Raw genomic sequence first — 20209 nt, 5'->3', positions numbered from 1 at the left:
CTTGGAGCCAAAGTATTCGTAAAAACTATCAAGAAATGACGCAGTACGAAAGAGATGAATTAGTAAATGCGTTTTACGAACTTCGTAATGGCCCTGATCTAGTAGCAGATTTGGCTCAGTTTCATTCGGATTTTTTCAATTTTGATAGTGCTTCAGATCCTACTCAACTGGATATTCATTTTAATCTTCCTGATGAACCGGAACGTCAAATTTTCTTTGCTTGGCATAGATATCAAATGTTTGAAATGGAACAGGCCATGCAGGAATTAAACCCGGATATAAGTATTCCTTGGTGGGATTCCTCCGAAGATCAATCTATATTTTCTCCTGTATGGGATGAAGATTTTATGGGGTCATTTGATGCTGCTTGGTTATTGAATCGTACTTATGAGGATAATGATATAAATTTATTGCCTACCCCTCAAGAAGTCTCTACAGTACAAGCGGTACAGGATTTTTTGGAGTATGCTAACTCAATGGAAAGGGGGCGTGTGCATGCCGGTGCCCATAGATGGGTAGGAGGGGCTATGCCAACAACTTTATCGCCAAGAGATCCTATATTTTACCTGCATCATACTTTTATTGATAAATTATGGGATGATTGGGAAACTGCTAATCCTGGAGGATCTTCGCATATCATTACATCCATGATTCGTTATGATGGCACCTATGTCTTTAATGGGGAAGTATTGCCTTTGGTAGACCCAGATGATATTACAGATAGTAATGTGTTGGGCGTTTTTTATGCAGAAAACCAATTAGCCAGTCTCTCAGATTATACAGTGTCCAATTCTCATCATAGCATAGAAAATTTCTACTATCAATTCATTATAGATGTTGGAGATAACTTTGTAGTGCCTTCCAATACCAATTGTCAGGTAACCTCCATAAATGAAATAAATCTATTGCCTGGTTTTACGGCGCAATCGGGGAGTTCTTTTGTAGCGAGGATTGATACGGGAAATCAAGCGTCAAGGTTGGACAATACAAGTTTGTTAGCTTCCAGAATCAATAATCCAAATCCGTTTGAATATGACCCCGCTATTTTAGATAAGAATGCCTATAACCCAACCGATCCAAATTTTGAAGCTGCCATTTCAGTTTCGCCGAATCCTTTCGATACATTTTTAGATCTAAAAATTGAAGAATCGAATAGACAAGGTATGGATGAGGTTGTGATATATGACATTTCTGGACGTATTGTGTTGCAAAAATATTTTGACGAGACTAACCAATATCAACTGGAGGATTTAAATTATTTGCTTGGAGGTGTTTATATAATAGAGATTTTAAATGGCAACAGATTGGTGTTAAGGAAAAAAATTGTCAAGGAGTGATTTCAGTTTGGAGTGACTAGGTTTTTACAGGAAATTAAATTTTAGGGGGATGTTAGAACTGTTTAGGAGAAAAGTGTTTTGGTGTGTTGACTTTTTAAAAGGCAAGCATATAAAAAATCAATATACAGAGGTTAAAGAGATTTTGAGCAATCTCAATTCCATAAACTCAAGGCAAAAGCAAAAGGAGAATTTAGACGCTATTTTGAAGCACGCTGTATCTTCTACACAATTTTATAGTTCGTATAAAGGTTTTAAAGACCTCTCAGATTTTCCAATTATTGATAAAAACATCATTGTTAATTATTACGATGATTTTAAATCAGTAAAGTACCTGGATCAGGAAAATTTTTCGGCCTATACAAGTGGTTCTACCGGCACCCCGTTTAAAGTGTATCAAAACCTAAACAAAAAGTACAGGAACACAGCAGATGTTATTTACTTCGCAGAGCAAGCAGGGTTTAATGTTGGTGATAAATTGTTTTACATAAGGCACTGGGACCAATACAACAGCAAATCCCCATTCGAAGCTTGGAAACGACATATTTATATGCATCCCGTTTCTAAGTTAACTCAAAATGACATTAAAGGTCTGTTGCATGAAATTGAAAGTAACAGTTCACGGAAAGGAATAGTATCCTATGCCTCTGCATTGGACGAGATACGGGATTACATTTTGAAATCGGGTAAGGAAGTTTCCAATGACTGCGGAGTACAATCTATAATTGCTGTAGGGGAAAAATTAAATCAAGAAACGAAGGAAGTTATCGAAAACTATTTTGGGGTAAAGGTTGTTTCTCGATACTCCAATGTAGAAAATGGAATTATCGCCCAACAATTGTTGGGCGATAGCAACAGATTTTACATTAATTGGGCCAGTTATTATGTGGAAATTTTAAAATTGAACAGTACGGAACCTGTTGAAAGAGGTGAGCTAGGTAGAATCGTAGTGACGGATTTATTTAATGAATGTATGCCAATGATTCGTTATGATACTGGGGATATTGGGATGATGGATTATGAAGACGAAACTCATAATGAATATCCTGTGTTAATGAAGATCGAGGGGCGAAAAATGGATATGATTTACGACTCTAACGGTAATTTTATTTCTTCTTATGCTGTTTATAATATCTTAAAGTATCCTCATATAAAACAGTATCAATTTATTCAGGAGGGGGATAAAAAATATTTGTTTAAATTAAATGTGGATAAGGCCTTTAATTCTGAGGAAGATATTAAAGAGGAATTCTTAAAGTTGTTGGGAGCAGATTCAGAGATTGAGTTTGAATATGTTAATGAAATACCATTACTGTCCTCTGGAAAAAGAAAATTTGTAGTAAACAAAAGTAAGAAATCAGGAAGGGATAAAGGAATGGCAACTATTTAACAACCTAAGAAAAATTGTTAGCATGAAGCAAAATCGATTGGCTGTATTCTTAAAAGATAAAAACAAAAAGCCCCCTTTAAAGATAATTAAAGAATGTACCGTACTACTTTTCCAAAAACGGGAAATTCCGTTTTACTATTTTAAATACTTATATCGAAAAAATGTAGTCAATTATCAAGACTATATTGGCACTAAGGAGGCCAATAGAATAAAATATAGGGACACATTCCACAAAGAGGAGTATTTGACGATAATATCTAATAAGTTAAATTTTTCACTGTTTTGTAAACAAAACGATTTGCCAGTTCCAGGCCTGGTTAGTCATAATTTTGAATCCCATTTTTTTTATAAAAAACAACTTCATAGTGTAGAAAATTTGAAGGGGTTAATGGAGTTTTTTAAGATGGTTTTTAAGGATTCTGGGCAATCAGTACTTTTCCTTAAGCCAATTTCTCTTTATGGAGGAACAGGGTGTTATAGAATTTCAAAAGATACCTTGGAAGAAGATTTGAGTAACAATAAGGAGTTTCTTTTAAAGAATTGTTGCATTCATGAAGAAGTAGTAGTGCAGCATGAGGAAGTAAATAAAATTCATCCCAATTGTGTGAATACGATTAGGGTGGAAACCTTTATTGATAAACAGAATCAAATTCACATATTATCCGCTTTTATGCGCTTTGGAGTGGGGAGTGGTTTTGTGGATAATGCCCATGCCGGTGGCTTTTATGTTGGGATAGATCTGGAAAAAGGGACCTTAAGGGAGGTAGGACATCAATATATGGAGTATGGAGGAGCTGAATATAAGGAGCATCCTGATTCTGGTTTTGTATTTAAGGGGTATACAATTCCTTTTTTTGAGGAGGTTAAAGATTTAGTTATTCGGGCTGTTAAGTGTTTGCCTGATCGCTATATTGGCTGGGATATTGCAATTTCCAAGAATGGCCCAGTTATTATAGAAGCTAATGAGTATCCTTCTATTTTTATGGCAGATATAGCCTATGGTGGCTATTTAAAGCATCCCTTGTATCGAGGTATTTTAGAAGAAGTAAGGTAATGATAAAACAAAAAAGCCGAAGACAACGTCTTCGGCTTTTTTGTTTTATTTGATGTGTATATTACATCATGCCTGGCATTCCGCCACCTCCCATTGGAGGCATTGCAGGAGCATCTTCTTTAATGTCGATTAACGCACATTCGGTAGTCAAGATCATTCCAGATACAGAAGCCGCATTTTCAAGAGCAATACGGGTTACTTTCTTAGGATCGATAATACCTGCCTTTAGCATGTCTACATAGGTCTCAGATTTAGCGTCGTAACCAAAGTCTTTTTCGCCTTCTTTTACTTTGGCAACAACAACGCTTCCTTCTCCTCCTGCATTTTCAACGATAGTACGTAAAGGAGCTTCGATAGCGCGTGCTACAATTTGAATTCCGGTAACTTCATCTAAATTTTCAGTAGTAATGCTCTCAAGTACAGCTTTGGCTCTTACCAAGGCTACACCACCACCAGCTACGATACCTTCTTCAACAGCTGCTCTTGTAGCGTGCAATGCATCATCAACTCTATCTTTTTTCTCTTTCATTTCAACCTCACTTGCAGCACCAACGTAAAGTACAGCTACACCACCAGCTAATTTAGCCAAGCGCTCTTGTAGTTTTTCTTTATCGTAGTCTGAAGTTGTTGTTTCAATTTGAGCCTTAATTTGGTTTACTCTAGCTTTGATGTCATCAGCACTTCCAGAACCGTTTACAATTGTTGTATTGTCCTTGTCGATAGTTACAGTTTCAGCAGTTCCTAACATGCTTAGGTCGGCATTTTCAAGAGAGAATCCTCTTTCTTCTGAAATTACGACACCACCAGTAAGGATTGCGATGTCTTCCAACATTGCTTTACGACGGTCACCAAATCCAGGCGCTTTAACAGCAGCAATCTTTAAACCGCCACGAAGTTTGTTTACTACCAAAGTAGCCAAGGCTTGACCTTCAACATCTTCAGCAATGATTAACAATGGGCGTCCAGATTGTGCTACAGGCTCTAATATTGGAAGGATTTCCTGTAAGTTAGAAATCTTTTTGTCGAATAATAAAATGTATGGATTTTCTAAATCGGCAATCATTTTGTCGGCATCGGTTACAAAGTAAGGAGATAAGTAACCTCTGTCAAATTGCATTCCTTCAACAACGTCTACATAAGTATCGGTTCCTTTAGCTTCTTCAACAGTAATAACACCTTCTTTTCCTACTTTAGAAAAGGCTTGGGCAATTAAATCACCAATGGTGTCATCGTTGTTTGCTGAAATGGCAGCAACTTGCTTGATTTTTTCAGAAGAGTTTCCTACTTCTTGCGATTGTTTAGTTAAGTCAGCAGTGATGGCTTCAACAGCTTTATCGATACCGCGCTTTAAATCCATTGGGTTGGCACCGGCAGCAACGTTTTTCAAACCTTCTTTAACAATTGCTTGTGCTAACACAGTAGCAGTAGTCGTACCATCACCTGCCAGATCATTAGTTTTGGACGCAACCTCTTTTACCATTTGTGCCCCCATGTTTTCAAGCTCGTCTTCAAGCTCTACTTCTTTAGCTACACTAACTCCATCTTTAGTTACTTGAGGCGCTCCAAAAGAGCGACTAATGATGACATTACGACCTTTTGGTCCTAAAGTTACTTTAACTGCATTGGCCAATGCATCTACACCGCGTTTTAAACCGTCACGTGCTTCTATATCGAATTTTATATCTTTTGCCATAATAAATTCTTTTAAAATTTAAATTGAAATATTTTTAAACGTTAAACTCATTGAGAGCTTTATTGGTAGGGTTTGTATGGGAGTTAGACAATTGCAAGAATGTCACTTTCTCTCATAATCAAATAATCTTTACCTTCCAATTTTAGCTCAGTACCGGCGTATTTTCCGTAAAGTACCATCTCACCAACTTGTACAGTCATAGGTTCGTCTTTGGTTCCGTTACCTACAGCAATAACTTTTCCTTTTTGAGGTTTTTCCTTGGCAGTGTCAGGGATAATGATTCCTGAAGCTGTTTTAGTTTCTGCTTCTACAGGCTCAATAAGAACTCTGTCTGCTAATGGTTTAATGTTTAATCCCATTGGTAATATATTTTTATGATTAATTAAACTTGTTTTGAATTGGAAGAAGCCAAAAATGTGCCAATTGAAAGTGACTGACAAACTTTCAGTAACAAAAAATGCCAACCGAAGCGGTTGGCATTTTTTTATGAATTTATAGATTCAATTAGTTTGTTGAATCGTTGCTTACAGCATTAGTTTCTTGAGTGTCTGCTGGTGTTGTAGTAGCTGGAGTGTTTTGAACTGGTTGCTCAACAGAAGCGTCACTGTCAAGAGCTTTGGATTCTGTAACTCCATTGCCACCACCAATGGCTATATTTGATAATAATATAAGTGCCAATAGCACGGTTGCTAGGCCCCAAGTACTTTTGTCTAAAAAGTCGGTAGTTTTTTTAACACCTCCCAATTGTTGGGTACCCCCACCTCCAAAAGAAGAAGATAATCCGCCTCCTTTAGGATTTTGAACCATAATCACTACTACCAACAAAAATGCGATAAGCACTATAAGGACTAAAAATATTGTAAACATGCTTCTTATTCTTTAGTATTATTTTCTTGTAATTTTTTAACTGCTTTAATTTGGTCTGCAAAGAAACCACTTTTTTCTGGATATTTCAAACTTAAAATTTTATAAGATTGAATTGCCTTGTCATAATTTTTTTGTTCCAAATAAATTCGGGCCAAAGTTTCGGTCATTAAACCATCATTTTGGTTGTCATCCTTACTGGTATTAAGCTTAGGACTAGGGGGAGCCTCTTTTGAAGGGACAATTTTAGGGTTACTGCTCAAAAATTTATCAATAAGATCCAATTTGCTATCCATAGGCCTTGATTTGGGTTTTGGCTCTGGATCTTCTTGAGTGCTTTGGAGTTCAGGAGTTGTTTCTTTTTCTTCTTCGAAATCGTTTCTTTCTATAGGCTTAAAGCTGGTTATTTTAAGCCATTCCGAAAAGGAGTGGGTTTCATTTTTTTCGAAATCTAAAGGTTTGCCAATTTGTAGCTGTTCTTCTGGAGTTTGCTCAATATTCTCTGTGTCAATAGCTATAATTGGTAACCCTTTTTCTTCTGAAGTATTACTATGGTTATCTTCAAAGTCCTTTCCATTTCTTTTTTCTTCGAATAGGAAAGGGTCAAGTACGCCCTCTGTGTCTTTGATGTGCTGCTTAAGAGCATCGTCAATTAGTACACTTTTATTTATTGAAATATCACTTTCTTCATGGACATCCAATTGCTTGATGTGCTCTGAATTATGTTTGATTTGAAGTGAAATCTCATTTTGATTAAAAGCTTCAGATGTTATGTAATCAAAAAGAATACTGCGGTCTGTGGTATAGGCCGCTGTGGTTTTTAGCTCTTGGTTGTATCTAAAGCTTTCCGTGTGTTTAAGCCCTTTTAAATGCAATGCCCGGGCTGCTTGAAAATAAGGATATTCTTTAATTACAGCAGTGATGTCATTCAGTTGTTCTGGAGTGAATTCCTGAGGGTGTTGAAGTAGATATGTAATGTCCTGCAGTTGCATGGGCCGATTTAAATTACCATTTTGCTAATGTAGCATTAAAAATGTCTTGTGTCAACCTTTCAAAAATTTCTGCAAATGCTGTGTCTTTTTGACTTCCGATCAATTGGGCTGCTGCAGGGTAATCATAGAAAAACGAAAAGCGTTGTTCAAGGTCTTCTTCTGGGTGAATTCTATCATAAAAACGAACATTAACACTTATGGTTAATCTGTTTTGTGCAGCTCTGTTATCTGATGTGGCTGTTGTTGGAGAAATACGATATTCGGTTATTTCACCCTCGTACACCAAATCGCCACCAGAGTTGACCAAGTTCAAACTAGTCTGATTTATTATTAAGTCCTGCAGGGCAAGGGTAAAGTCTCTATCTAAGCCTGGTTCTACCAAAGCGGCATTATTTTGGAAATAATTTACTTGAAAAGTTTCTATTCCGGCAAGAGTTTGAACACCTGTAAAGCTATAATTAACTTTACAAGAAACCATTACTAATGAAAGGGCACATAAAAGAAAGTAGGTCAAAAATCTCATTATAGATCGTATTGTTTTATTTTGCGGTACAAGGTGCGTTCGCTAATACCCAATTCCGCGGCGGCCAATTTACGTTTTCCTTGATGACGTTCAAGGGATTTTTTTATCAATTCCAATTCCTTGTCCTGTAATGATAAGGTTTCTTCTTCATCAATTTCTTCCGCAAAATGGTATTTGTCCATTGGAGTTTCAGGAACATCAATAGGTTCGTGGGTTTTCTCCGGAATAGACAATACTTCCAAATCTTCTATGTCACTAATATCATTTTCATCTGTTTCAGCATTCCCATAAATTTTGGAAATCAAACCTTCATGATCCTTTTGAATGTCCTTGACATTGCCATTTTTCATAAGCTCCATGGTCAATTTTTTCAAATCGTTCAAGTCGCTTTTCATGTCAAACAGGACTTTGTACAAGATTTCGCGTTCACTGCTAAAATCGCTCTCTGATTTTGTTGTATTGATTACCGCAGGAAGATTGCTACCACCACTGGGTAAATAATGTTGCAAGGCTTCGGCATTTAAGGTTCTATTATGTTCCAACACAGAAGCTTGTTCTGCAACGTTGCGTAATTGGCGAATATTGCCATTCCACCTGTATTTTAATAATAAATTAACGGCATCATCCGTAAGCTTTACGGTAGGCATTTTGTATTTAAGTGCAAAATCACTGGCAAATTTTCTGAATAACAAATGAATGTCATCCTTGCGTTCGCGAAGTGGCGGAATATTAATTTCAATGGTGCTTAAACGGTAGTAAAGATCCTCACGGAATTTTTCCTTTTTGATGGCCTCAAACATATTTACGTTGGTAGCGGCTACAATGCGTACGTTGGTTTTTTGGACCTTACTGGATCCTACCTTAATAAACTCACCATTTTCCAAAACACGTAATAAACGCACTTGAGTGGTCAAAGGCAGTTCTCCAACTTCATCAAGAAATATGGTTCCGCCATCGGCTACTTCAAAATAGCCGCTACGGGTTTGGGTGGCTCCGGTGAAGGCACCCTTTTCGTGCCCAAATAATTCACTGTCAATAGTCCCTTCTGGAATGGCACCACAGTTAACAGCTATGTACTTTCCATGCTTTCTGTGTGAAAGCTGATGGATGATTTTCGGAATACTCTCTTTTCCAACACCACTCTCCCCCGTAACCAATACCGAAATGTCCGTAGGGGCAACCTGTATGGCTTTTTCAATGGCACGATTAAGTTTGGGGTCGTTACCAATGATTCCGAATCGTTGTTTAATGGCTTGTACTGATTCCATAGTATTCTTAACTATTATAGAGAAGGGAAACCCCGGTTAAAATTTGGCAGTTTCCTTTTTATATTGTCTTTAATTATTTTCTGAATAGCCCACAGCTTCACCAATTAAAGTAGCCGAAGTACATTCAGTAATCTTTACATTAACAAAATCTCCCACTTTGTAGTTTTCCTTAGGGAAAACCACCACCGTGTTTTGACTATTTCTTCCGGACCAATGCGCGTCGGATCTTTTGGATTCTTTCTCAATCAACACTTCCTCAACTTTACCAAGATGTTGCTCGGTGCGGTACAAGGCATGTTTTTGTTGAAGTACTATGATTTCTTCCAAACGGCGTTTTTTAGTTTCGGCAGGAACGTCATCTTCCATTTTGCGTTCTGCCAAAGTTCCTGGTCTTTCAGAATATGCAAACATAAATCCGAAGTCGTATTTTACATATTCCATCAAACTCAAGGTGTCTTGGTGATCTTCTTCAGTTTCGGTTGGGAAACCAGAAATCATGTCTTGAGAAATGGCACAGTCTGGAATGAGTCTTTTGATGTTGTCAATCAATTCAAAATATTCTTCACGCGTATGCTGACGGTTCATTTCCTTCAATATACGGTTACTTCCACTCTGTATCGGTAAATGGATGTAATTACAGATGTTATTGTGTTTGGCCATGGCTTCAATCACATCCAAAGTCATGTCTTGAGGGTTGGATGTTGAAAAACGGAAACGCATTTTTGGTTGTGCCGTGGCGCACATTTCCAAAAGGTTTGCAAAGTTAACTGCCGTAGCTTTTTGTATGTCTGAAGCCTTTTCGAAATCTTTTTTAAGTCCACCTCCATACCAAAGGTAACTGTCTACATTTTGTCCCAAAAGGGTCACTTCTTTATAGCCTTTACTCCAAAGATCATTGATTTCTTCCATAATACTCTGTGGGTCACGACTACGTTCACGACCACGTGTAAAAGGAACGACACAGAAGGTACACATATTGTCGCAACCTCTTGTAATGGATACAAAAGCAGTAACACCGTTGGAGTTTAAACGCACAGGAGAAATATCGCCATAGGTTTCTTCTTTGGAAAGAATCACGTTTACGGCGTTTCTTCCTTCGTCCACTTCGGCAACAAGGTTAGGCAGGTCTTTGTAGGCATCTGGACCTACAACAAGGTCTACAATTTTTTCTTCCTCTAGGAATTTACTTTTCAAGCGTTCTGCCATGCAGCCCAACACACCAACTTTCATGTTGGGGTTGATTTTTTTTACGGCATTATATTTTTCCAAACGTTTACGTACCGTTTGTTCTGCTTTGTCTCTAATGGAGCAGGTATTCACCAAAACCAAATCGGCATCTTCAAGGTTTTGGGTAGTGTTAAATCCGTTTTCAGAAAGAATCGAGGCTACAATCTCACTGTCGCTAAAATTCATTTGGCAGCCATAACTTTCAATGAAAAGTTTTCGTTGGTTACCTTCCTTTTGTTCTAAAACAAGGCTTTGGCCCTGCTTGTTCTCTTCTATAATCTTTTCCATATATAATACTGAAGCGTTCCGTGTTCAATAAGTGTGCAAAGATACGATTTATTTGTGATCTATGACAAGTTGACAGTATTATTGTTGATTTTAATATGTTAATAATATGGCTTACTTTTAACAGGTAACCAATTAATTAAATATGACTTTTTCAGAACTTCAATCTAGAATTAATGCTGCCGAACCTTTGGATTTTGGCACTATCTTTAGTAATTGTATCGAACTTTTTAAAAAAGTTTGGGTACAAGGTCTTATCATGATTTTGATAACCATTGCCATGTTGGCGCCCTTCTACATTATAATGTATTTGCCAATGGTGGCTATGGGTATATGGAATCCGGAAGCATTACAAAATGATCATGTAAACCCAATTTTGATGATTCCTTTTGTTGTGTTTATGTTGCTGTTTGCTTTTTTTGCCATGGTCATTGCTTTTGGGCTTAAGGCGTCCTTTTACCGTATTTGTAAAGCGAAAGATCTTGACCTAGTTGAGGGATGATTACTTCTATTATTTAAAAAAACCACATTTGGTAAAAGTAGTGAAGCTAGCACTAATTAGTTATGGGATTTCCCTGTTGGCTGCCATGCTATGCGTATTACCTATATTTTATGTCATTGTACCAATAGCTTTAATGAATGTTGTTTTTGCGTTTAATCCAGAGATGGCTGTTGGAGATATCGTGAAGTCTAGTTTTAACTTGGGAAATAAAAAGTGGCTTATCACCTTTGGCTTGATTATTATATCTGGGTTGTTTGCCGAAGTTATAGGGTTGATACTTTGTGGGGTTGGACTTTTTATAACCGCTTCATTTTCGTACTTGCCCGCTTACTATATATATAAGGACAGTGTTGGTTTTGAACCTCACGAATTACCTTTGAAATAGCTCTTTTTCATTCGTTTTAAATAGAGTTGTAAAAGTCTGAATTTTTTCAGGCTTTTTTTATTAATCGATAAAAATTGCACAATATCTGGGGGTTAAAAAATATTAAATTAGGAGGATATATTTTTTTTGGTATACATTTGTAGCCTTAAAATAAGAAAAATGGCAAAGAATTTAGTAATAGTTGAGTCCCCGGCGAAGGCAAAAACCATCGAGAAATTCCTTGGAAAGGATTTTAAGGTGGAGTCTAGTTTTGGACATATTGCAGATTTGCCTTCAAAAGAATTGGGGGTAGATGTTGATGGCGATTTTAAGCCAAAATATCTAGTGTCCAAGGACAAGAGAGATGTTGTTAAAAAACTGAAGACCTTAGCTGGAAAAGCAGAAACTATCTGGTTGGCGAGTGATGAGGATCGTGAGGGGGAGGCCATTGCATGGCACTTAGCTGAGACTTTAAAATTGGATAAAGCCAAGACCAAACGTATCGTATTTCATGAGATTACCAAGACGGCTATTCAAAAGGCAATTGAAAATCCTAGAGGTATAGATTACGATTTGGTAGATGCGCAACAAGCACGTCGTGTTTTGGATAGGATTGTTGGCTATGAGTTGTCTCCAGTATTATGGCGAAAGGTGAAGGGAGGTCTTTCGGCAGGAAGAGTGCAATCGGTGTCTGTTAGATTGATTGTGGAGCGCGAACGCGACATCCAAAACTTTACAGCGGAAGCCTCTTTTAGAATTGATGCCGAGTTTTCAAATGAAGACGGGCAAGTGTTCAAGGCGAAACTTCCAAAGAACTTTAGCACAAAAGAAGAGGCCTATGCCTTTTTGGAAGCCAATGCCAAAGCAGAGTTTAAAGTAGCCGATCTAGAGAAAAAGCCGGCCAAAAAATCTCCGGCGGCACCGTTTACCACGTCTACTTTACAACAGGAAGCTGCTCGTAAATTGTATTTTTCGGTAAGTAAAACCATGACCTTGGCGCAACGTTTGTATGAGTCGGGATTGATTACTTATATGAGAACGGATAGTGTTAACTTATCTGATGAGGCAAGAGCTGGTGCGCAAGCAGAAATTAATTCAGCTTACGGATCAGACTATAGTCAGCCACGAAATTATAAAGGAAAAGCTAAGGGGGCGCAAGAGGCTCACGAGGCTATTCGTCCTACCGATTTTTCTCGTCATTCCATAAATGTTGACAGAGATCAAGATCGTTTATATGATTTAATTTGGAAACGAGCCATTGCTTCGCAAATGAGTGAAGCCAAGTTGGAGCGTACTAATGTAAAGATTAGTTCATCGACCGATAGTCATGTGTTTACGGCTAATGGAGAGGTGATTACTTTTGATGGTTTCCTTAAAGTATATTTGGAAGGAACCGATGATGAAGATGTAGAGCAAGAAGGAATGTTGCCTGCGCTTAAGGTTAACGAAATACTCCTTAATAATTATATCACCGCAACCGAACGGTATACTAGACCGCCTGCCCGTTATACCGAAGCTTCTTTGGTAAAGCAATTGGAGGAATTGGGCATTGGTAGACCGTCTACCTATGCGCCAACAATTTCTACGATTCAAAATAGAAATTATGTTGAAAAGGGGAATGTTGATGGCGCAGAGCGAGCTTATAGTCAATTGAAACTTCAAAATGGTTCGGTAAAAGAAAAAGAGCTTACTGAAAAAGTAGGTTCTGATAAGGGGAAATTAGTTCCTACAGATATCGGAATGATTGTAACGGATTTCTTAGTGAATCATTTTGAGACGATTTTGGATTACAACTTTACGGCAAAAGTCGAAGAAGATTTTGATGAAATTGCCGAGGGTAAGGTTGATTGGGCCAAAATGATGAAGGATTTCTATAAAGATTTTCATCCACAGGTAAAAGATGTTGAGGAGAACGCCGAAAGAGAATCTGGGGAACGCATTTTGGGGGTAGACCCTAATACAGGAAAGCAAGTAAGTGTGCGCTTGGGTAAATTTGGGCCTATGGTGCAAATTGGGACGGTTGACGATGAAGAGAAACCACAATTTGCTAGTTTGGCGCCAGATCAGCAGTTAAGTTCCATTACGTTTGAAGAGGCTATGGATTTGTTTCAATTGCCAAAAACTTTGGGGGAATATGAGGGTGAAACGATAGAAGTTAACAACGGACGTTTCGGTCCCTATGTGAAATTTGGAAATTCTTTCGTATCCTTGCCGAAAGGAATGGATCCACTAAGTGTTGAATTTGATGATGCGGTTGTATTAATTAAGGAAAAACAAAAAGCGGATGCGCCTATATATATGTATCAGGATTTACCAGTTCAAAAAGGAAAAGGTAGATTTGGGCCATATATTAAATGGAACAATATGTTCATCAATGTGAATAAAAAGTACGATTGGGATCATCTTTCCGATGCTGACATTGTTGAACTTATTGAAGATAAAATCCAAAAGGAAAAAGATAAGCTTATCCACGATTGGAAGGAAGAAGGCATTAGAGTCGAGAAGGCTAGATGGGGTAGGCATAATGTAATAAAGGGTAAAGTAAAGGTGGAACTACCCAAAACAGTAGATGTTTCTGAAATGACCTTGGAAGAGGCGAAGGACATTATTGATAAAAATGCACCTAAGAAAAAGACAACTAGGAAAAAAACAGCAACCAAAAAGAAGTAATAGTAGTACCGTAAATGAACTTTAATTTTCTAACCCCTATATCCGATGCTGTGCTAGCCCATGGCGAATTATTATCGCAACAAGCACTTGGAAGAAAATTAAGGGTTCACTCTAGACAACATGGATTTCCAGATTTGGAGGGTGTTAACATGGCCATCATAGGTGTTTTGGAAAATAGAAATGATGTCAATTATATGGGAGAGATTGTTTCTTTTGATGCTGTTAGAACATCTCTTTATAGTTTGTTCCCGGGTAATTGGTATACAACAATTGCCGACCTTGGGGATATTTTACCAGGGGAAACAGTTGAAGATACTTATTTTGCATTGCGTACTACTATAGGGATGCTGTTGGAAAAGCAAATCATTCCTATTGTTTTGGGAGGAAGTCAAGATTTGACTTATGCCAATTATAGAGCCTATGATAATGTTGCGCCAATGATCAATATTGTTAATGTTGATAGCAACTTTGATTTGGGTGATGCCTCCCTTCCTATTAAGAACAATAGTTTTTTAGGGAAGATTATATTGGAAGAGCCTTTTAATCTATTTAACTATTCCGCGGTAGGCTACCAAACCTATTTTAATTCTCAAGAAGAAATTGACCTTATGGAGAAGCTTTATTTTGAAGCTTATCGATTAGGGGAGGTATGCAATAGTATAACTTTAGTGGAGCCAGTAATGAGGGATGCTCATATTGTGAGTATCGATTTAAAATCGGTGAAAGCCTCAGAACTTAGTTCAAATCAAAAGTATTCTCCCAATGGTTTGGATGGTAAAGAGATTTGTGCTGTGTCTAGGTATGCAGGTATAAGTAATAAGGTGTCGTCCTTTGGGATTTATGAATACAAACCTTCCAGTGAAGATGGGGTTACCGCTATGCTGGTGGCGCAAATGATATGGTATTTCGTCGAAGGTGTAAACTGTAGGATTAAGGATGATGATTTTAAGAGCGATGCTAATTATCAAAAATTCAATGTGTTAATTGAAGATGATGAGCTTATTTTTTATAAAAGCATCAAAACGGGTAGATGGTGGATAGAAATCCCTTTTTTACCAAATGTTAATAATAAATTGAAAAAGCATACGTTATTACCATGCATGTACGAAGATTATATTGAAGCTACTCAAGGCAAAATACCGGAAAGGTGGTATAAGGCTTATAAAAAGAATAGTTTTTAGTATATTTACTTTTTGGTTTTTTTAACACTTTATCATCGATGAAATGCAAACTTTATAGGATGAAATGCAAAAAAAATCAAAAAAAAGTTGGTTTTTTAAAAATATATAGATATGTTTACAGCCTTTAAAAAAATACCCTAAGTGTTTTTTTAAAAAAAAGATAATTACAACTAAATAATTTAACCTCGAGTTTCTATGAATATGAAGAAGTTTGCTTTATTAACCGCTGTATTAGCTCTTTTACACAGTTGTAGCTCTGGTGACAGAGGAGAACTGGTAGGAGTTAAAGGAAAGAAATGGCATCCTGAAAAACCTTATGGTATGACCCTTGTTCCAGGTGGAGCATTTATCATGGGTAAATCGGATGATGATCTGGCGGGTGTACAAGATGCACCAACCAAAACGGTGACCGTAAGGGCCTTTTATATGGACGAAACTGAAATCACTAATAGTGAGTATCGTCAATTTGTGAATTGGGTACGTGACTCAATCGTAAGAACTAAATTGGCTATTTTGGCCGATGAGATTGGAAAAACACCAGATGACGGTGGTATTGGTGAGTTTGCATTTAAAGATGCAGATACCGCTAATATGAGTGTGTACGAAAAGTACATGTTGGACAACTATAGTGGTTTAGGTCCTACAGGATATGAAGGTAGAAAGCTTAATAAGGATGTAGACCTTATTTTTGATACCAACGATTATCCTGATGAGTACTACGCTGAGGTAATGGATACTATGTATCTTCCTATTGAGGAGTCCTATAATGGGCAACGTACTTGGGATGTTACCAAGTTCAAGTTCCAATATACTTATATGGACATTCAAAAGGCTGCAAAAAACAGAAACCTTAGAAGAAGTGATGTGTTGATTACTGAAGAAGTAGGCGTATATCCAGATACTACCGCATGGATCCGTGATTTTGCTTACTCTTACAACGAACCAATGCATAACGATTATTTTTGGCACGATGCCTATGGAGCATATCCTGTAGTAGGAGTGTCTTGGAAACAAGCTAATGCATTCTGTCAATGGCGTACTATTTATAAAAATGGTTACCAAAAATCTAGAGGTAGAGCTCATGTAAACTCTTTCAGATTACCATCTGAGGCAGAGTGGGAGTATGCTGCTAGAGGTGGTTTGCAAGGAGCAACTTTCCCATGGGGAGGACCTTACACTAAAAATGATAGAGGATGCTTTATGGCTAACTTTAAACCATTACGTGGGGATTATGCTGCAGACCAGGCCTTGTACACAGTAGAAGCTGATGCTTACGAGCCTAACGATTATAACCTATACAACATGGCAGGTAACGTATCTGAATGGGTACAAGGATCATACGATCCGGCGTCATACGAGTATTTCTCAACCATTAATCCTAATGTGAACGATGCAGCTAACGAGCGTAAAGTAGTGCGTGGAGGGTCTTGGAAAGATGTTGCCTACTTCTTACAAGTGAGCTCAAGAGATTATGAGTACGCTGATTCCGCTAGAAGTTACATCGGATTTAGAACAGTTCAGGATTACATGGGGACAGAAGTAACCAATAATTCAAATTAAAATATTAAACATAAAATCTATTATTAACCTACTTAAGTAATAATACATATTAACTTAAACTAAAAACAAAAATTATGGCACAGTCAAAAGCAGGTAAGCGTTTTATGAACATGGCTTACGGATTAGGAGCATCAATCGTAATCATTGGAGCACTATTTAAAATTACTCACTTCGAATTAGGACCACTTACAGGTAACGTGATGTTAACTATTGGTCTTGTATCTGAAGCAATTATTTTCGCAATTTCAGCTTTCGAACCAGTAGACGACGATTTAGATTGGTCTTTGGTTTACCCAGAATTAGCTGGTGGTAAGTCTGCTCCAAAAGCTAAGAAAGAAGAACCTAAAGATGCTGAAGGTCTTTTATCTAAAAAATTAGACAACTTATTGAAAGAAGCTAAAATTGATGGAGAATTGATGGCTAGTTTAGGAAACAGCATTAAAAACTTCGAAGGAGCTGCTAAAGGAATCAGCCCAACAGTAGATTCTATCGCTGCAACTAAAAAGTATGGTGAAGAATTGTCTCAAGCAGCTGCTCAAATGGAGTCTTTAAACAGTCTTTATAAAGTACAGTTGGAAAGTGCAACACGCCAGGCTTCAATTAACGAAGAAGCAGCAGAAAACGCAGCTAAACTTAAAGAACAAATGCAATCTTTGGCATCTAACTTGTCTACACTTAACGGTGTTTACGGTGGTATGCTATCTGCTATGAACAAAAACTAATTAGGTTTTTTAGTCTGAATTTTAAACAATTAACAACAAAAAAAACTAATTAGAAATGGCAGGAGGAAAATTATCTGCAAGGCAGAAAATGATTAACTTGATGTATTTGATCTTCATTGCGATGTTAGCATTGAATATGTCAAAAGAAGTACTTTCGGCTTTCGGTTTGATGAATGAAAAATTGACCGATTCCAACGAGGCTTCTACAGAAAGAAACGAGCAGTTCATGAATGGTTTGGCAGCTAAGGTTGATGAGCAACCAGCTAAGTACAAGCCATTGAAAAATGCCGCTGATCAAATTGATCAATTAGCAACAGGTTTTGATTCTTACATCGCAAACCTTAAAACTCAAATGACTGCTAAGTTGGAAGATCCTACGGATTACGAAGTAATGGATAAGGGAGACTTCTTAGACAACTTATGGTTTAAAGGAGATAAATTGAAGCCAGAAGGAGAAGAATTTTTGGCTGAGGTTGCTAAATTTAGAGATGGTGTAGCTGCAATTTTGGAAAGCAATCCTTCAACTGCTGCTATGGCAGAAGATGTTAAGGAGAAATTTGCTACCGAACCAGTTAAGAACAGAGATGGAAAATCTATCGAGTGGTTGGATTACCATTATAAAGGGTTCCCATTGGTTGCGTCTTTAACTAAAATGACTCAGTTACAAGCAGACGTAAAAACTACTGAAACAGAAGTACTACAGTCTATGTTAGGTGAGCAACTTAAAGTTGAGGCTTCTTTAACTAACTTCGATGCTATCGTTGTACCAGACAAAACTGCATTCTTTTCAGGAGAAGAGTTTACTGGTAGAATCATCTTAGGTAAAAATGACAAAACATTAAGAGCTGATAAAGTAGTAATTAATGGTAAGGAGTTATCTGAGGAGTCAATGCAAGCTGGTCAAACAATGTTGAAGTTCCCTGCAGGTAATGTGGGTGAGCAAACTATCGAAGGTGAGTTCCAGTTTAAAGAAGGAGATTCTATTATCTCAATTCCTGTAAAGAGTACTTATGCGGTTGTACCTAAACCAAATTCAGCTACTATTTCTGCTGATAAAATGAACGTGGTATATCGTGGTGTTGTAAACCCAATGACAATTTCTTTTGCTGGAGTTTCTGATAATAACGTATCAGCTTCTGCTCCAGGTTTAAGTAAAGGATCAGGTGTTGGTAAATACAACATGAAGCCAGGTTCAGGTAGAGAAGTAACTATTAATGTATCAGGTACCTTACCTGATGGTACTAAAGTAAGTGATAAAGCTACGTTTCGTATCAAGGATATCCCTGCACCTACTGGAACTATTCGTGGAGAAGATGGAGCTGTTCAAATGCAACGTAACGGTTTAGAAATCTCTTCTGTTGGCGCTAAATTGGATGATTTCGATTTCGATTTACCTTTAAGTGTTTCTGGATTCAAATTTAAAGTGCCAGGGCAGCCAACGATTACTGTTAGTGGTAATAAGTTGAATGATAGAGCTAAAGCTGCGTTGCGTAAGGCGAAGCGTGGTGATGCGGTTCAAATATTTGATATTAACGCTAAGATTACCAACAACTCTTCATACAAGTTGAAAAAGGTATCTCCAGTTATTATTGAATTAACAAACTAATATAATTTAGTTAGACAACAAACGTTTTAAACGTAGAGACTCAAAGTCCCAAACATTAAATGATTTAAGATGAAGATTAAGAATATTTTATTAACCGTTTTAGGAGTTGTTGCAACAACTGGGGCATTTGCTCAGGCAAATATCCTTAACGCTAAAACACCAGACCAAATAGGAGTTAAAACAGAAGCTCAATTGGCATTGGATCATGACCGTCCTTTAGAGTATGGTTATGTAGATGACAGAGATATTTTGTTTTCAAAGATGACCTGGGAAAGAATCGTTTTAGATGAGCGTGCCAACTTCCCGCTTTACTACCCTGTGGATACTAACAACATTGGTAGTAACAGACGTTCTTTGTTTGATGTAATCATGAAGAATGTAGCAAATGGTAATATTGAAAATGTTTATGCTGACTCTTATTTCACGGAAAAGCGTACTTTAAAAGATTTGGAAGGCGCCTTGAAATTAGTAGATACTACCGATCTTGGTTTTGAGCAATACAATGCTGAAGGTATCGTAGATCCTCAATACATTAGAAAAAGAGAAATCTCTTCTTATGATATCAAGGAATACCGTATCAAAGGATTGTGGTATTTTGACAAAAGACAAGGTGAATTGCGTTACAGACTTTTAGGTATCGCTCCGGTGTGTCCAGATGTTAACTTTATTGACGCAGAAGTTCCTGATTTGGTTGAATTGTTCTGGGTATTCTTCCCAGAAGCAAGAACAGTTTTGCATGAGGCAAAATCGTTTAACAACAAAAACAGTGCTGTGCCAATCTCTTTCGATCACTTGTTGAATTCAAGACGTTTTAATGGCTTTATGTACAAAGAAGAAAACGTTTATGGAGACAGAGAAGTGAAAGAGTATATCGCGGACAACGCATTAATGCAACTTTTAGAGTCTGATCGAATCAAAGAAAAGATTCGTAATTTCGAACAAGATATGTGGTCTTACTAAGGTAAATCACTATC

18 protein-coding genes are annotated in these 20209 nt (G+C 37.4%); 11 read left to right on the top strand and 7 right to left on the bottom strand.

The genetic code is table 11. From position 1 onward, the window contains the following. Positions 1 to 35: 35 nt before the first annotated feature. The 3 genes from RBH95_RS14205 to RBH95_RS14195 are packed head-to-tail and all read left to right on the top strand — an operon-like array spanning position 36 to position 3778. Positions 36 to 1337 (top strand): tyrosinase family protein, encoded by a 1302-nt coding sequence (locus tag RBH95_RS14205; RefSeq protein WP_307900229.1) that lies wholly within the window; start codon positions 36 to 38, stop codon positions 1335 to 1337. A 49-nt stretch (positions 1338 to 1386) separates the two neighbouring features. Then, positions 1387 to 2724, top strand: coding sequence for a CoF synthetase (locus RBH95_RS14200; protein ID WP_307900228.1), 1338 nt, complete (start codon positions 1387 to 1389; stop codon positions 2722 to 2724). Positions 2725 to 2746: 22 nt separating this feature from the next. Beyond that, complete coding sequence (locus RBH95_RS14195; protein ID WP_307900227.1) at positions 2747 to 3778, top strand: sugar-transfer associated ATP-grasp domain-containing protein; 1032 nt, start codon at positions 2747 to 2749, stop codon at positions 3776 to 3778. A 61-nt stretch (positions 3779 to 3839) separates the two neighbouring features. Here RBH95_RS14195 and groL read toward each other — a convergent pair whose 3' ends face one another. The 7 genes from groL to miaB form a co-directional block, all read right to left on the bottom strand. After that, positions 3840 to 5471, bottom strand: coding sequence for a chaperonin GroEL (gene groL / locus RBH95_RS14190; protein ID WP_307900226.1), 1632 nt, complete (start codon positions 5469 to 5471; stop codon positions 3840 to 3842). Between the two features lie 83 nt (positions 5472 to 5554). Then, on the bottom strand, positions 5555 to 5830 hold the full coding sequence (gene groES / locus RBH95_RS14185; protein ID WP_053977040.1) for a co-chaperone GroES: 276 nt from the start codon (positions 5828 to 5830) through the stop codon (positions 5555 to 5557). A 145-nt stretch (positions 5831 to 5975) separates the two neighbouring features. Then, positions 5976 to 6338, bottom strand: coding sequence for a preprotein translocase subunit SecG (gene secG / locus RBH95_RS14180; RefSeq protein WP_307900225.1), 363 nt, complete (start codon positions 6336 to 6338; stop codon positions 5976 to 5978). A gap of 5 nt (positions 6339 to 6343) precedes the next feature. Then, positions 6344 to 7327, bottom strand: coding sequence for a hypothetical protein (locus RBH95_RS14175; protein WP_307900224.1), 984 nt, complete (start codon positions 7325 to 7327; stop codon positions 6344 to 6346). A 13-nt stretch (positions 7328 to 7340) separates the two neighbouring features. Then, positions 7341 to 7850 carry an LptE family protein gene (locus RBH95_RS14170; RefSeq protein WP_307900223.1) on the bottom strand — a complete coding sequence of 170 codons (510 nt, stop codon included), beginning with the start codon at positions 7848 to 7850 and terminating at the stop codon, positions 7341 to 7343. After that, entirely contained in the window at positions 7850 to 9118 is a 1269-nt protein-coding gene (locus RBH95_RS14165; protein ID WP_307900222.1) for a sigma-54-dependent Fis family transcriptional regulator, read from the bottom strand. The genes RBH95_RS14170 and RBH95_RS14165 overlap by 1 nt, the downstream gene beginning before the upstream one ends. Positions 9119 to 9187: 69 nt before the next feature. After that, complete coding sequence (miaB, locus tag RBH95_RS14160) at positions 9188 to 10633, bottom strand: tRNA (N6-isopentenyl adenosine(37)-C2)-methylthiotransferase MiaB (protein ID WP_307900221.1); 1446 nt, start codon at positions 10631 to 10633, stop codon at positions 9188 to 9190. Between the two features lie 142 nt (positions 10634 to 10775). Between miaB and RBH95_RS14155 the strand changes: the two genes are divergently transcribed. The 8 genes from RBH95_RS14155 to gldN all read left to right on the top strand — a co-directional run bounded on the left by RBH95_RS14155 (position 10776) and on the right by gldN (position 20195). After that, positions 10776 to 11132: a hypothetical protein gene (locus RBH95_RS14155; protein WP_307900220.1), complete on the top strand. Its 357-nt coding sequence runs from the start codon at positions 10776 to 10778 to the stop codon at positions 11130 to 11132. A gap of 40 nt (positions 11133 to 11172) precedes the next feature. Beyond that, the gene (locus RBH95_RS14150; RefSeq protein ID WP_307900219.1) at positions 11173 to 11517 is read left to right on the top strand and encodes a hypothetical protein; all 345 of its coding nucleotides are present in this window, start codon (positions 11173 to 11175) and stop codon (positions 11515 to 11517) included. 159 nt (positions 11518 to 11676) lie between these two features. Further along, complete coding sequence (gene topA / locus RBH95_RS14145; protein ID WP_307900218.1) at positions 11677 to 14166, top strand: type I DNA topoisomerase; 2490 nt, start codon at positions 11677 to 11679, stop codon at positions 14164 to 14166. Positions 14167 to 14180: 14 nt separating this feature from the next. After that, the gene (locus RBH95_RS14140; RefSeq protein WP_307900217.1) at positions 14181 to 15347 is read left to right on the top strand and encodes a formimidoylglutamase; all 1167 of its coding nucleotides are present in this window, start codon (positions 14181 to 14183) and stop codon (positions 15345 to 15347) included. 195 nt (positions 15348 to 15542) lie between these two features. Further along, positions 15543 to 16907 carry a gliding motility lipoprotein GldK gene (gldK, locus tag RBH95_RS14135; protein ID WP_307900216.1) on the top strand — a complete coding sequence of 455 codons (1365 nt, stop codon included), beginning with the start codon at positions 15543 to 15545 and terminating at the stop codon, positions 16905 to 16907. Positions 16908 to 16981: 74 nt separating this feature from the next. Further along, positions 16982 to 17629 carry a gliding motility protein GldL gene (gldL, locus tag RBH95_RS14130; RefSeq protein ID WP_307900215.1) on the top strand — a complete coding sequence of 216 codons (648 nt, stop codon included), beginning with the start codon at positions 16982 to 16984 and terminating at the stop codon, positions 17627 to 17629. Positions 17630 to 17684: 55 nt separating this feature from the next. Continuing rightward, entirely contained in the window at positions 17685 to 19235 is a 1551-nt protein-coding gene (gene gldM, locus RBH95_RS14125; protein ID WP_307900214.1) for a gliding motility protein GldM, read from the top strand. Between the two features lie 69 nt (positions 19236 to 19304). Beyond that, positions 19305 to 20195, top strand: coding sequence for a gliding motility protein GldN (gldN, locus tag RBH95_RS14120; RefSeq protein ID WP_307900213.1), 891 nt, complete (start codon positions 19305 to 19307; stop codon positions 20193 to 20195). The last annotated feature ends 14 nt before the right edge of the window (positions 20196 to 20209 follow it).

The organism is Mangrovimonas sp. YM274 (assembly GCF_030908385.1).
Taxonomy (GTDB): domain Bacteria; phylum Bacteroidota; class Bacteroidia; order Flavobacteriales; family Flavobacteriaceae; genus Mangrovimonas_A.
The sequence above is the reverse complement of the archived record's forward strand: the minus strand, read 5'-3'. Positions and strand labels throughout refer to the sequence as shown.

Coding starts and splice junctions, on each gene's coding strand:
- RBH95_RS14205 (WP_307900229.1), top strand. CDS start 36: ATGACGCAGTACGAAAGAGATGAATTAGTAAATGCGTTTTACGAACTT.
- RBH95_RS14200 (WP_307900228.1), top strand. CDS start 1,387: ATGTTAGAACTGTTTAGGAGAAAAGTGTTTTGGTGTGTTGACTTTTTA.
- RBH95_RS14195 (WP_307900227.1), top strand. CDS start 2,747: ATGAAGCAAAATCGATTGGCTGTATTCTTAAAAGATAAAAACAAAAAG.
- groL (WP_307900226.1), bottom strand. CDS start 5,471: ATGGCAAAAGATATAAAATTCGATATAGAAGCACGTGACGGTTTAAAA.
- groES (WP_053977040.1), bottom strand. CDS start 5,830: ATGGGATTAAACATTAAACCATTAGCAGACAGAGTTCTTATTGAGCCT.
- secG (WP_307900225.1), bottom strand. CDS start 6,338: ATGTTTACAATATTTTTAGTCCTTATAGTGCTTATCGCATTTTTGTTG.
- RBH95_RS14175 (WP_307900224.1), bottom strand. CDS start 7,327: ATGCAACTGCAGGACATTACATATCTACTTCAACACCCTCAGGAATTC.
- RBH95_RS14170 (WP_307900223.1), bottom strand. CDS start 7,850: ATGAGATTTTTGACCTACTTTCTTTTATGTGCCCTTTCATTAGTAATG.
- RBH95_RS14165 (WP_307900222.1), bottom strand. CDS start 9,118: ATGGAATCAGTACAAGCCATTAAACAACGATTCGGAATCATTGGTAAC.
- miaB (WP_307900221.1), bottom strand. CDS start 10,633: ATGGAAAAGATTATAGAAGAGAACAAGCAGGGCCAAAGCCTTGTTTTA.
- RBH95_RS14155 (WP_307900220.1), top strand. CDS start 10,776: ATGACTTTTTCAGAACTTCAATCTAGAATTAATGCTGCCGAACCTTTG.
- topA (WP_307900218.1), top strand. CDS start 11,677: ATGGCAAAGAATTTAGTAATAGTTGAGTCCCCGGCGAAGGCAAAAACC.
- RBH95_RS14140 (WP_307900217.1), top strand. CDS start 14,181: ATGAACTTTAATTTTCTAACCCCTATATCCGATGCTGTGCTAGCCCAT.
- gldK (WP_307900216.1), top strand. CDS start 15,543: ATGAATATGAAGAAGTTTGCTTTATTAACCGCTGTATTAGCTCTTTTA.
- gldL (WP_307900215.1), top strand. CDS start 16,982: ATGGCACAGTCAAAAGCAGGTAAGCGTTTTATGAACATGGCTTACGGA.
- gldM (WP_307900214.1), top strand. CDS start 17,685: ATGGCAGGAGGAAAATTATCTGCAAGGCAGAAAATGATTAACTTGATG.
- gldN (WP_307900213.1), top strand. CDS start 19,305: ATGAAGATTAAGAATATTTTATTAACCGTTTTAGGAGTTGTTGCAACA.